Consider the following 12149-nt stretch of genomic DNA (forward strand, 5'->3'; position numbering starts at 1 on the left):
TCCATTAGCTCATCTAAAAAGCTGATGTGCTTAAAACAGAAAACCTGCATCCCTTAGGGTATGCAGGTTTTTTTATTATGTGTTCAAAAAAGACATCGAAGCTTGGTTGACTCGTAAACTTTTGATTTATAAGACCACCAACATCTCTGATGGAGCATGAGGCGCAACAGCATGACCATAATGATACTTTATGACCTTACGTCGTTTCTCCATCTGTCCTTCCTGAATCGCCGCATCTAAAACATGCTTTGGCAGGCGGAAACGCATGGTATAACCTTTGCCTTGATCAGCACTGTATGTTTTCAGTGCCAATAAGCTGAACAGCCGATCAAAAGGGTCTTGTGGCTCTTCTTGGCTAACCGAATTGGCCTCTGACTCGTTCTCCATTTCATAACCTGGATGGTCTGAAGGATCCCAAGCCGACTGCTGCCTTCGTTTATCGTCTGATTTTACCTTACGCTCTGCATTGGTTCTCGCCAATGCTACTGCGGGAGCAACAGGCTCTCGGACTCTATTATCACGCGCAACTTGCTCTGTTTGCACATTAACGGACGGGGCGATTAGTGGCACACTCACTGCAGTTGCAGGTGACACAATCATCGCGAACTCTCCTCAAGAATCGCCCATCGTTTTTGCTATAACGCTGTTGTACTGTGAGTCAGCACAACAGGCATAGCCCAACTTAGCGCAATCAGCTCAGGAGAGAGTTAGGTCTGAGTATCAAGCAACACGTTGGTGTTATACCAATCGTAGTAAATAACTGATCATCCTAGCTTGTTAAAATGCTCGATAACGGCGTTAAATTTTTTGATTGTAGAATAACTACTTATCGAAACTACTTGTCAAAAAAAAGCTGCCTTGTTCTCAAGCCTTTTACCTACGCTATTTTTGAACACTTACTTACTGTGATTGGTATTAGCTTATATATCGACCAAGCCGGATATATATTTAGCAATTATTTTTGTGCGAAGCTGACAAGCTCACTGCAAAAGGCATCCGCTTCGGTCATAAACGGTGCATGCGAAGACTGGGTAAATATGTATTGCTCGGTATGAGGCAAGGCTGTGCCTAAGTCTTTCGCAACCTTGATTGGCACCAATCCATCTAATCGACCATACAAGCGTAGCATTGGTACTGAAATCTCAGGCAGTTGTTCACGCAGATCGACATCCGACAGCATCTTTAATCCTGCCAATAATGAGTCAGGGTTCGGCAACGGGCGAGACAGCACCGCTTGCTTGAGTTGTTTTACATCTTGCCTTGCTGAAGGGCTGCCCATGGCTTGCAATGCCATAAAGCGTTCGATGGTGGTTTGGAAATCTTCAACCAGTTGCTCGGTGAATGCGCTTAATACGTTGGGCTGAATGCCTCGCCATAACACGGGCTCTTTTGCAGCGGCGAATTTGGGAGAACTGGCGACAGTCACCAGCTTGCTCACGTAATCTGAGTGATGGAGAGCCATGTGCGTTGCGACCAAGCCTCCAAGTGACCAACCCACCCAAATCGCTTGCTTTGGTGCTTCGGCCAAAAGCTGCTGAGCAATCTCTTCAAGATCTTGAGCGTGGCAGTGCGCGCTGTGTCCATACCCTGGTAAATCGACAACATGCACTCGAAAATCAGCTTGTAATGCATTAACGGTTTGTTGCCATACCGCACCGTTCATTCCCCAGCCGTGAACCAGTACTAAATCAGGCCCTTGCCCAGAAACATGCCAATATAACGCGTCACTCATTCTCAATATTCCCTACTTTTTCCATCAGCGATAATCCGCGCTTTTCAGTATGGTGAGCAAAAGGAACACCATAACCCAAAAGCATCACGAGCTATGTTATCCGATTGGCTACAAAAACACACACCACGTCTGGTCACACCTCAATGCCACCTGTGCAAACTTGATAAACTGCCCAGTGATACACATCCTCGATGGTGCAATTCTTGTCTCAAACTCTTTCAGCCAGTACCACGCTGCCAACGATGTGGTTTAAAAACACTGCTCACAGTAGAGCAGTGCGGACAGTGCTTATCTCAACCTCCACCTTGGCATCGCCTCTACTGTGTCGGCGATTACACCTTCCCTACAGCAGGTTACATTCAGCAAATGAAGTACGCTGATAAGTTTTGGTTTGCACGTGATCTATCTAAGCTATTGGCATCACGTATCGAATATCCTGCTCCGCTGATCACCAGCGTGCCGCTGCATTGGCGTCGATATACTCATCGCGGCTTTAATCAAAGTAAGCTGCTAGCCGACTACACGGCTCAAGAGCTTGGCGTTGAAAGTGATGTGCTCTTTCGTCGAATTCGCTCAACGGCTTCCCAGCAGGGGCTGACTAAATCCGCACGATTACACAATCTAAAGAGCGCTTTTGCGCTGCGAAAACAAGACGTTCAAGGAACTATCCCCTCTCACGTCGCGATAATTGATGATGTTGTAACCACCGGCAGTACTGTGTATCAATTATGCCAATTACTACTTGAAGTGGACGTTAAAAGGATTGATATTTACTGCATCTGCCGCACTCCTGAGCCCTCTGGATAAAAGCTGTGAATCACTACTTGTACAGCAATCCAACAAAAAAGGGCTGAATTACAAATCTGACAGGAGTAGAATGGCGCTAATAACCTACAAATCTACTCAGGTATTCGTCGTGTCAAATATTACTATTACAGAAACAGCTCAAACTCACTTTGCCAATCTGCTGTCACAGCAGCCTGAAGGTACAAACATTCGTGTGTTCGTGGTAAACCCGGGTACACAAAACGCAGAGTGTGGTGTTTCTTACTGCCCAACAGATGCTATCGAAGCGTCTGACACAGAGCTTAAATTCGAAGCTTTCTGTGCATACGTAGATGAGCTAAGCCTACCGTTCCTAGATGAAGCTGAAATTGACTTCGTTACTGACAAAATGGGCTCTCAGCTAACGCTTAAAGCACCAAACGCTAAGATGCGTAAAGTCGCAGACGATGCACCACTTGTAGAACGTGTTGAATACGCAATTCAAACACAAGTTAACCCACAACTTGCTGGTCACGGCGGTCACGTTAGCTTGGTAGAAATCACTGAAGACGGCGCAGCTATTGTAGCATTCGGTGGTGGTTGTAACGGTTGTTCTATGGTTGATGTAACGCTAAAAGAAGGCATCGAGAAAGAACTTCTTCAACAGTTTGAAGGTGAACTGACTGCTGTTCGTGATGCAACTGAGCACGATCGTGGTGAGCACTCTTACTACTAATCACTGATTTAGTGTTAGTTGTTATTTGAAAGGTTGATGCGCAAGCATCAACCTTTTTTGTTTTAGGGCTAAACAGATACGCTCGAACACGATCTCACTATGCTCTTGTATTCCCGAACGAAATAACCCGAATTCTCGGTTGGTTACCATCTTGAGTAAGGTATTCAAGTGATCGCAATCGGTTCCTGCTCTAATAATTCTAGGATATGAAAACTCGGATCTAGGAACTCAACGTCATTTCCCCTATATTAGAATGACTTTATAAGAAAGAATTCCAATGAGCTAAGGAGCGAGCGCAATGACAAAAAGGACCAAGCCAGAGATTTTGGCTCAGCAAACTGTCGCTCAATCAAAACTATTCTCTATCGAGTCTCTCGATTTACGCTTTTCAAACGGCGAACAGCGCACTTACGAACGCATGAAGCCTAGTGGCCGCAACGCAGTAATGATGGTTCCGATTACTGAACAAGGCGACATTCTATTGGTGCGTGAATACGCAGCGGGCACAGAACGCTATGAACTGGGCTTTCCGAAAGGGCTTATCGATCCAGGTGAGCAGCCAAACGAAGCCGCCGTTCGCGAACTCAAAGAAGAGATAGGCTTCGGTGCCAACAAGCTTACTCCGCTGAAGGAAGTGATCCTTGCACCCTCTTACTTCTCTAGCAAAATGACGTTGTTTATTGCAGAAGACCTCTACCCAGAAAAGCTAGAAGGTGATGAGCCAGAGCCTCTCGATATTGTGCGCTGGCCACTTGCTCAAGCCGAAGAACTGTTAACACATCTCGATTTCTGTGAGGCTCGGAGTATTACAGCCCTGCTTTTAAGCCTTCGTGTATTAAACAATAACTAGAACATTCAGGCTCGCTCTAAGAGTAAGAGAACATTTATGCCAATAACAAAAGATTTGTCTCACCTCCTACCCTCTGTCATTGAGATTGCTCGCTCTGCTGGTCAACTCATCTTAGAGATCTACGAGAAAAAGGATTACGAAGAGTTCATTAAGAGTGATGACACTCCAGTAACCAGTGCCGATCTTGCAGCACATAAGCTGATATTAAAAAAACTCAGTGAATTGACGCCTGATATTCCCGTATTATCCGAAGAAGACGCCGACATCAGCCTAGAGCAACGCTCTCAATGGGATCGCTACTGGTTAGTTGACCCACTGGACGGCACCCAGGAGTTCATCGCACGAAGTGGTGATTTCGCGACAATTATCGCCCTAATCGAGCATAACAAGCCAGTGATGGGCGTGGTATACGCACCCGTTTCAGGTGTGAGCTATTACGCTTACAGTGGCAAAGGCGCTTGGAAGATCCCAGACCTTAATGACAGCGTGAAAATCAAAACGCATCGTCACGAGCTGCCAAACCAGTCAATCGCCATGGCGATCAGCCGTCGCCAGGACATCAATCGCATCACTAGCCGTATGAGCTCAGCATGGAATTATGATTTGGTTCCTCTAGGCTCAGCAGCGCTTAAGGCCTGTTTAGTCGCAGAAGGCGCTGTGGATTGTTATCTGCGCCTTGGACCAACCGGAGAGTGGGATACCGCCGCAACGCAGTGCATTGTTGAAGAAGCTGGCGGACGTATCTTAAGTACTCAACTAGAACCGCTTTCGTACAATGAAAGAGAAACGCTAGAAAACCCGAACTTCATTGTACTCGGTGATGCAGATTTACCGTGGGTAGAAATTTTGCAAGGCAAAGACTAGGCGAGTTTGCTCCCTTTAACTGTCAGATATCCTCTAGATTCTCAGAACAAACAAAACGGGCACCTCAGTGAGGTGCCCGTTTTTTATATCTCGTAATTTAGTGACCCTTAGCCGTTTAGCTAAAAACGACCTTGATAAGTAAACTGGTACTTACCTTGGCTATCAGGATTACCCAACCATTTAAGCTGATTTTGCATCGTTGGCGGGAATTCAACACCCGGTTTAAACCACGCTGCAGATGTGTAGCGCTGGTTAGATGTTAGACTCGCTGAGAACTCACTGTCTACTTGAGTGCTCTTCTGAACGCCTTTGGCTGCAATTGTACTGTCTTCACAGGTTATGTCCGCAATCACAGGACCAAGGTCTAATGAACCAACAGGTGAATCGACTGCAGCACCAGACCAAGCCACAGTACCTTCACCAGACTGACACCAAGGTTGAGCATGAACCGCATGCTTGATCATCAGCTCAACCTTTCCACCAATTGAAACCGGGACTGGAATGGCTGGAGCATATTTCATCACGTTAGCAGCGGGCATTGATGCGACTAAGTTTTCCGCATACGCACCACTCATGCTGTACCCAACACGCCCTTTTCCTGACAAGTTCATGTCGCTATTACGACCAAAACGAACCGCTAATTCAGCTTTGGCTTGGAAGAGTTTAGAGAACTGAAAGTCCCACTGTACTGAACCGTAATTAACACGCTGCCAGGCGATATTATTGGCGCTGCCCTGCCAAACCGTTCCTTCAACACCTTCAATATTCAAGCCACGCACAGCCGGTGCATGTTTGAGTACAAAAGAGGCCGGTAGATGCAGCAACAGACTAACCGAGAAAAAGACAATAAAGATGCCGCCAAAAAGTAAACCTAACTTCAAAGATAAACCGCGTTTCACATTAACCTCGTTTAAACTGTAGTCGGTTGACCTCAATAACCCCTGGGTTATCGGAGCGATCAATGTCCATAAACTCAACCTCCACACCCTGTTTTTCTTTCAGGTATGTTAGCCAGTCAACGAACTTATTAAAAGGCACAGGTTTTACCCACACTTGCAACATTTCGCCACGTGGTTGCACGCGTATTAGCTCGATATTAAAGCGACGCATAGAAGCTGGCACAGATTGATTCAGAGGTTGACTGGCACTAATGCCGCCACTGCCTCGTAGTTCAACCACTTCATTGGCTTTATTGGTTACCCAAGCCAGTAGTTGCTTCTCGCTTTGAATGCGGGTCTGCGCAAGTTCAGCTCGCTGACTGAGTGGCTGGATTAGCCCCCAATAAACGACACCGACCACCAATAGAATTGAGCAACCAATCACTAGTCGTTGCTCTCTTTGACTTATTGAAGTCCACCACGCTTGGAGTGGCTCAATCATATTTCTCATCACTGATCTCCTTACGCAGGTTATTGATGGGGTTTAAGAGTAAAGCTGCCAAATACGGCATCACCATTACGATTCAATGGCCCTTGCTCAACGGTAAACTTCTCTTCAAGTTTCACTCGCGCAGTCTCGAAATATTGGAAGTCAGTACTTTTCGCTTCCAATCTCACCTCTGAGCGGTTGCCGTCGTAGCGAATACTATTCACTTCGATGGCTTTCACTTGTCCTAAAGTTTCTGGCAGTAACGCTAGCCATCCAAGTAAGGAATCACCATCACCCGAGCCACCATACTTCTTAGCTTCATCGTTCATCTGGCGCTTAAGGTAGCTGACCGTCGGAATACGCTGTTTACCAGGCAGCACCGCTCTAAAGATACGTTCACTCTCCGTTCGGTACGCTTCGGCTTGTGCTTCGTACTGCTGAACCTTTAAGGCTTGCTGAGTGACGATCACCGCCACCAGCAAACAAGCTGCGATCGCTACTTTTTGCCATACACGCCAGTACTTACTGAATGAAGATTTGGTTTTAAAGGTGCCAGTCAGTAAGTTTACGCCACTTGTAATGGCTTGTTGGCTCAGTAAAGACATCACCAGTTCAGCAGGTTTAGCTTGCCACTCAATGCCACTTTGCAGTTGAACGTCATCACTTGGCAGTGCGGTGTAGCTAAAAATCGTTGGTGATTGCTCTTCGTCATCTAAGGCAACCCAATCGCTTTGTAAGAACATCGCTAGCCACGCCTCATTGATCGACACTGCTTGATAGTTGCTTTGACGCAATAACCAATGTTGGTCGATCTGCAGCGCACTGATGCCTTGATCTTCTAAAGGCAACGCTAAGGTATCAGGCAATACTTTACGAAAGATAATGTTCGCTTCGCGGAAAGTATCCAGCGCCTGCTTAAGCCAATCACGTTCCACACCACACACTGTCGCGTGCGTTGCGTCTTTCTCTAAAATAGTCAGGTGTAAGTCTTCGATATCTTGTGCGACTTCGTCTTCTAATAAAAACGGCAGCATAGAATCGAACTGGCGAGCAGCACCTTTCGGGATCTCAACACGCTTAATTAAGCATTCACTTCCCGGCAATAAAGCGATACAGCTGCGCTTTTCAGCGTAAGGCGTTAACTCGTCAAGCTGATCCCAGCTAGACAGTTCACCGCTTGCTATCACTTCTTGTTGGCTTGTCGACCAAACTAACCACTGCACAGGGCTTTGTGGTTCGCTACTCAGTCGAACGGTCAGAAACTCGCTCACTGATTCCTCCAAAACGACGGCGTACTACCGTCACTGTTTCTCGATTACTACTATAGAAAAGCGTCCGTATACGTACACGTGACTGCTCAACTAATACCTCTGCATCTAGCTCAAAATAGGCGCTATCTACAGTTAAATATGCTTTCGCTTTTTTGCTGACTTCGGCACTCACACCCACAATAGCAGGCTCAGCCATAAACGCATCCACCGTATCCCAACCATCGAATGGGCGTTTGTCTATCAGCTGTTTGGCATCCGATTCACTTAAGCCGGGGGCAAACATCGCTTCCAATAACGGCGCCTGCTTTTCCGTAAGAGTATTCACATTCAAACGGAAATCGTCGCTCGGCAGAGCACAAACAAAGGGGCGAACCTTATTCATCACCTCACCAGTGACTTGATAAACCGAGCGTAGCTCGGACTCATCGGCCATTAAGCCATTCGCTGCCAAATAAGATGGCTTCATCGCCTCATAAGTACTGTCTTCTACACCAGCTGAAGAGGTGGTTCGGGTATCACTATCAACAAATTCCCAGCTTGAATGTGCAATAACCTCGGCCTGATAAGGCTCAACATCTTGGTTTTCCAACAAGGTTTGCCAAACCGTAATTAAATAAGGTGTTTGGTTACTTGAAGTCGTCGCCACACCAGCCAACGCATTGAGATTAAAACATGCCTGAGCATCAACAATACGGCCTTTAACTTGACCATAATCCAACGGGTATACCTGTTCTTCTAACGCCCATGGTTGACTCAAGTTGACGGTATCACTGTCTTTGTAGCTTTGCCTAATGCCGTCTTGCACCAGCGCTTCGACACCAATGCTGTACCAGTAAGCCTGTTGGTAATTCAGTTGATTGCCCACGCGCTTAAATTGAGTAAACAGGCGTTCCGACATACTGCCTGCGATGGTTGCCATTATCGCCAGTAGCATCAGGATAATGATCAGCGCAACACCTCGCTGCTTGCGCCCCATGGCAGACCTTGTCAGTGCAAACTTATTAGTTCGATGAGTCATTATTCCCCTCATTACTACTTGAAGAGTCACTGTTTGAAGAATCATCGGCCTGATCTAGCGTGCCACCAGGGGTGAGATAAATACGCTCTATCTCACCATAATCTTTCAAGGTTAGCTTTAACCTTACCGCTTTCGGTAGCGATTTGTCGGCTTGCCACTCTTTCCCCCAGCGGCTTCCGTCATAAAACTCGAATTCCAAGCTTTCAACATCATCAAGCAAAGGCGTAATCACACCTTCTTGTCCTGCAGGAGTATCGGGGTAGCGCCACCACACACGCTCAAGCGTTTCTTCTTTAATGCGGTAACCCACTTTGGTGACTTCTCCGCGAGGAAACTGCTGCTGTGGGTTATGCCAGCCAAGGCGAGTAAACATGATGCCAACGCTGTCGGAATCCAGTAAATACTCTTTAATTAAGATCAGCTTAGATGATGCTTCTTCACCGTTGGTACGAAATTGTCGCACCGCCATCTGGCGAAAATCATTATCTAAAATGACTAAGCTACGTTGCAGTTGATTTAAACGAGCACTGCGCTCGATTGAAAGCTCGTTGCTGCGCTGAACCTGATTTACTACCTGATAAGCCGCCATGCTTAACGTGGCAAAGATAGCGATCGAGACCAAAACCTCAATTAAGGTAAAGCCTCTCCCTTTCGAAGATAGTCCTTGTTTACGAGGCACACGCTTATTGGCGGACATGCTCTTACTTAGCGACTTGCTCTGAGCTAACGACACGCTTTTACTTGACCACATAGCTGCGCACCGTGACCACTGGAGAAGCTTGTTTACTGGTTGCCACACTCACATCAAACGCCTTTAATAAATCATCGCTAGTATCGATTGGCGTGACCTTCCAAAACCACTCTCTCTCGGCCAACTCTTGTGTGCCCTGCGCTTTTTTTAGCTTCTCAGGATGCAGCATCACCAAAGCCATTTGATTATCAACGACCATAGCCGCGAAGGTTTTTTCTTCGAGATAACTGAGGGTATTGATGTGCTGAGTAACAGCACGAATCACACTGATCGCCGCAGTCGCAAAGATAGCGAGCGCAACCAATACCTCAAGCAGCGTCATTCCTCGAGAACCAAGGGGCATACCACGAAAACGATAAGGAGAACGGTTATTCCTCTTCATCTTCTTCTCCCGGTTCTAGCAGTCGAATCACACCATTGTCCAATACTCGAATACGCCAACCATCTTGTATGGTGTCTCCGGTATTTGGATAAAACGACAATACAAATGGCGTCATTTCAGCACTCGACAAGATGTAGATCTGTGGTGGTTTCGGCTTCTTTTCCTCTTCAAGATCAGCAAACATATCTTCATCAAACAAGCTTCCTGGGTTGAACAACCGATCATCGTCTTCCCATGCGCCACCACCTAAGGTCAGTGACAATGCGAGTTCTTCCGGTAGTTCAGTTAAAGAGGGGATTTTTTCAAAATCGACTTCTTGCCAGCCTTCGGACTTAAGCGCCATCAGTACATAGGTCGATTTCTTTTCATCAACACGAACGCCAAAATCCAAACCACTCAAAATAGCCTCTTCATTGAGTAATTGAACTCGCTGATAAAAGCTTTGAGCGTATTTTTTAGCAACATCTTTGCTATTGGTAGGAATGGTCGCGATCACCGCGACCGCCGTTACTGACAGTAATACCAACACCAAAAGAATCTCAATTAAGGTGAAACCTGGCTGTGTTTGCTTAGTTTTCACCTTTAGACTCCATCTGTTTACGTCCTACCATCAATAACGTATCAAGCATCAATAACGAATCAAACAATAAGCTGAAGCTTATTGGAAATCCTGCATGTTCCAGTTGCCGATATCCGCAGCAATACCTTCACCACCTTCTTGGCCATCAGCACCAAGAGTGAAAATATCAATAGTGCCGTTATCACCAGGGCTTAGGTATTGGTACTCGTTACCCCATGGGTCGTTTGGCAGACGCTTGATGTAGCCACCGTCGCGGTAGTTACGAGGCTCTGGGCTGCTTGGCTTAGAAACCAATGCATCAAGACCTTGATCCGTTGTTGGGTAAACGCTGTTATCCAGTTTGTACATATCTAGCGCGTTCTCTAACGCCACGATATCAGTGATGGCTTTTTGTTGGTCTGCCTTCTCTTTATTACCCAATAGGTTAGGTACAACAAAGCTCGCCAATACGCCAAGGATAACCACAACAACCATCACCTCGAGTAGAGTAAAGCCTGATTGTTTCTTCATTCTGTTTTTCATTATTTTCTCCAAATTACAGACAGCGAGTTGAAGGTAATAATGTCCTTCTTCTCGTTAATCCAAAAACTAACGTCTTATAAGCGGTAGGTTAGCCGCTCATCAAATTATTCATTTCAAGCATCGGCATCAGAGTCGCCATCACAATGAACAGTACTAAGCCTGCCATCAAAGCGATAAGTGCTGGCGTAAAGATACCTAATGCGATATTCACGGTAGATTCAAAGCTTTGGTCTTGGTTGTCCGCCGCTCTTGTCAGCATCTGTTCCAACTGACCACTCTGCTCACCACTGGCGATCATATGCAGCATCATTGGAGGGAAGAGTTTGGTTTGATCGAGCGCTTTACGCAGGCTTGCCCCTTCTCTAACACTGTCTGACGCCTGCAGTACTTGTTGCTTCACATGGTGATTCGACATTACATCAACCGCAACCTTCATCCCCTCAAGGATAGGAATCGCACTCGAGGTACAGATAGAGAGTGTTCGTGCAAAACGAGAGGTATTAATTCCTTTCGCGATCTTGCCGATCAGTGGAATGCTTAATAGCTTGCGATCCCAACTCATGCGAACACCCGGCTTTTTCAGAGCGGTCTTAATCAACACAATCACACCGATGATCAACAACAGTAATTGGATGCCCCAATTCTGGATAAATTCACTCGATGCCAATAAAAATTGTGTCGATTGAGGAAGTTCTTGGCCCATTTGGATAATCGGTTCAACGATCTTAGGTACCACGGTTGCCAGCAGGAACGAAACAATCGTCACCGCAAACACCACCAGCACCACAGGGTAGATCATCGCTTGCAGCAACTTAGAGCGCATCTTCTGACGGTTTTCTGCGTAATCAGCCAGTCGCTCCAATACCGCATCTAAGTGACCCGATTTCTCACCAGCCGCGACCATGGCTCTAAACAGTTCATCAAAGATATGTGGGTAATCAGCCAAGCTATCGGCTAGCGAATAACCTTCCGTTACCTTCGAACGAACCGCCAGTAACATGGTTCGAATACGTGGCTTTTCAGATTGCTCCGCCACGGCTTTCAAGCACTCTTCTAGCGGCATGCCTGATTGCACCAAGGTGGAAATTTGGCGAGTAATCAAAGCAAGGTCTGGCGTGCTGATACCACGCTTAAAGCTGGTCGAAGGCTGTGCACCTTTCGTCGTTTTAGCTTTAGCTTCGGTCATCTCAACCGGCATCAAGCCTTGTTCTTTTAAGCGCTGGCGAGCCTGACGAGCGTTATCCGCTTCAATCGAGCCCTTTTTGCTCTTACCCTTGGCATCCAGTGCTTTGTATTCAAATGCCGCCATA

At 46.5% G+C, this 12149-nt stretch carries 15 protein-coding genes; 4 read left to right on the forward strand and 11 right to left on the reverse strand.

What is annotated here, in order from left to right; all coding sequences use genetic code 11:
* Positions 1-126 precede the first annotated feature (126 nt).
* Both AB4249_RS16920 and bioH read right to left on the reverse strand, forming a co-directional pair.
* Entirely contained in the window at positions 127-600 is a 474-nt protein-coding gene (locus AB4249_RS16920; RefSeq protein ID WP_017063078.1) for a hypothetical protein, read from the reverse strand.
* Positions 601-955: 355 nt separating this feature from the next.
* A complete protein-coding gene (bioH, locus tag AB4249_RS16925; RefSeq protein ID WP_017063077.1) occupies positions 956-1732 on the reverse strand; it encodes a pimeloyl-ACP methyl ester esterase BioH in 777 nt (258 codons plus the stop codon).
* A 93-nt stretch (positions 1733-1825) separates the two neighbouring features.
* On the opposite strand from bioH, the gene AB4249_RS16930 reads away from it, so the two are divergent.
* From AB4249_RS16930 to cysQ, 4 genes are all read left to right on the forward strand, one after another.
* Complete coding sequence (locus AB4249_RS16930) at positions 1826-2539, forward strand: ComF family protein (protein WP_170962812.1); 714 nt, start codon at positions 1826-1828, stop codon at positions 2537-2539.
* 109 nt (positions 2540-2648) lie between these two features.
* Entirely contained in the window at positions 2649-3233 is a 585-nt protein-coding gene (gene nfuA, locus AB4249_RS16935; protein ID WP_102332663.1) for a Fe-S biogenesis protein NfuA, read from the forward strand.
* A gap of 298 nt (positions 3234-3531) precedes the next feature.
* On the forward strand, positions 3532-4083 hold the full coding sequence (nudE, locus tag AB4249_RS16940; RefSeq protein WP_019826462.1) for an ADP compounds hydrolase NudE: 552 nt from the start codon (positions 3532-3534) through the stop codon (positions 4081-4083).
* A gap of 36 nt (positions 4084-4119) precedes the next feature.
* Positions 4120-4947: a 3'(2'),5'-bisphosphate nucleotidase CysQ gene (cysQ, locus tag AB4249_RS16945; RefSeq protein ID WP_017062477.1), complete on the forward strand. Its 828-nt coding sequence runs from the start codon at positions 4120-4122 to the stop codon at positions 4945-4947.
* A 119-nt stretch (positions 4948-5066) separates the two neighbouring features.
* Here the strand turns inward: cysQ and AB4249_RS16950 are convergent, their stop codons facing one another.
* The 9 genes from AB4249_RS16950 to gspF all read right to left on the reverse strand — a co-directional run bounded on the left by AB4249_RS16950 (position 5067) and on the right by gspF (position 12148).
* Positions 5067-5846 (reverse strand): type II secretion system protein N, encoded by a 780-nt coding sequence (locus tag AB4249_RS16950; RefSeq protein WP_372058093.1) that lies wholly within the window; start codon positions 5844-5846, stop codon positions 5067-5069.
* A gap of 1 nt (position 5847) precedes the next feature.
* Complete coding sequence (locus tag AB4249_RS16955) at positions 5848-6336, reverse strand: type II secretion system protein M (protein ID WP_102332602.1); 489 nt, start codon at positions 6334-6336, stop codon at positions 5848-5850.
* Positions 6337-6356: 20 nt separating this feature from the next.
* On the reverse strand, positions 6357-7586 hold the full coding sequence (gspL, locus tag AB4249_RS16960; RefSeq protein ID WP_102332601.1) for a type II secretion system protein GspL: 1230 nt from the start codon (positions 7584-7586) through the stop codon (positions 6357-6359).
* Positions 7555-8604 (reverse strand): type II secretion system minor pseudopilin GspK, encoded by a 1050-nt coding sequence (gene gspK, locus AB4249_RS16965; protein ID WP_017062481.1) that lies wholly within the window; start codon positions 8602-8604, stop codon positions 7555-7557. Before gspK ends, gspL begins: the two co-directional genes overlap by 32 nt.
* Positions 8588-9355, reverse strand: a complete 768-nt coding sequence (gspJ, locus tag AB4249_RS16970; protein ID WP_017063073.1) for a type II secretion system minor pseudopilin GspJ — start codon at positions 9353-9355, stop codon at positions 8588-8590. The genes gspK and gspJ overlap by 17 nt, the downstream gene beginning before the upstream one ends.
* The gene (gene gspI / locus AB4249_RS16975) at positions 9342-9737 is read right to left on the reverse strand and encodes a type II secretion system minor pseudopilin GspI (protein ID WP_017062483.1); all 396 of its coding nucleotides are present in this window, start codon (positions 9735-9737) and stop codon (positions 9342-9344) included. The genes gspJ and gspI overlap by 14 nt, the downstream gene beginning before the upstream one ends.
* A complete protein-coding gene (gspH, locus tag AB4249_RS16980) occupies positions 9724-10317 on the reverse strand; it encodes a type II secretion system minor pseudopilin GspH (protein WP_017062484.1) in 594 nt (197 codons plus the stop codon). Before gspH ends, gspI begins: the two co-directional genes overlap by 14 nt.
* Positions 10318-10395: 78 nt before the next feature.
* Positions 10396-10839, reverse strand: coding sequence for a type II secretion system major pseudopilin GspG (gspG, locus tag AB4249_RS16985; protein ID WP_017062485.1), 444 nt, complete (start codon positions 10837-10839; stop codon positions 10396-10398).
* A gap of 88 nt (positions 10840-10927) precedes the next feature.
* On the reverse strand, positions 10928-12148 hold the full coding sequence (gspF, locus tag AB4249_RS16990; RefSeq protein WP_102320993.1) for a type II secretion system inner membrane protein GspF: 1221 nt from the start codon (positions 12146-12148) through the stop codon (positions 10928-10930).
* Position 12149: the final 1 nt, after the last annotated feature.

This window comes from Vibrio sp. 10N.261.55.F4 (assembly GCF_041470465.1).
In the GTDB taxonomy this organism is placed as follows: Bacteria; Pseudomonadota; Gammaproteobacteria; order Enterobacterales; family Vibrionaceae; genus Vibrio; species Vibrio crassostreae_C.

Excerpts from the sequence above, each read along its gene's own strand:
- nudE (WP_019826462.1), top strand. The coding sequence starts at position 3,532 with ATGACAAAAAGGACCAAGCCAGAGATTTTGGCTCAGCAAACTGTCGCT.
- gspK (WP_017062481.1), bottom strand. The coding sequence starts at position 8,604 with ATGACTCATCGAACTAATAAGTTTGCACTGACAAGGTCTGCCATGGGG.
- AB4249_RS16920 (WP_017063078.1), bottom strand. The coding sequence starts at position 600 with ATGATTGTGTCACCTGCAACTGCAGTGAGTGTGCCACTAATCGCCCCG.
- gspI (WP_017062483.1), bottom strand. The coding sequence starts at position 9,737 with ATGAAGAGGAATAACCGTTCTCCTTATCGTTTTCGTGGTATGCCCCTT.
- gspG (WP_017062485.1), bottom strand. The coding sequence starts at position 10,839 with ATGAAAAACAGAATGAAGAAACAATCAGGCTTTACTCTACTCGAGGTG.
- AB4249_RS16955 (WP_102332602.1), bottom strand. The coding sequence starts at position 6,336 with ATGAGAAATATGATTGAGCCACTCCAAGCGTGGTGGACTTCAATAAGT.
- cysQ (WP_017062477.1), top strand. The coding sequence starts at position 4,120 with ATGCCAATAACAAAAGATTTGTCTCACCTCCTACCCTCTGTCATTGAG.
- bioH (WP_017063077.1), bottom strand. The coding sequence starts at position 1,732 with ATGAGTGACGCGTTATATTGGCATGTTTCTGGGCAAGGGCCTGATTTA.
- gspJ (WP_017063073.1), bottom strand. The coding sequence starts at position 9,355 with ATGTGGTCAAGTAAAAGCGTGTCGTTAGCTCAGAGCAAGTCGCTAAGT.
- gspF (WP_102320993.1), bottom strand. The coding sequence starts at position 12,148 with ATGGCGGCATTTGAATACAAAGCACTGGATGCCAAGGGTAAGAGCAAA.
- AB4249_RS16930 (WP_170962812.1), top strand. The coding sequence starts at position 1,826 with ATGTTATCCGATTGGCTACAAAAACACACACCACGTCTGGTCACACCT.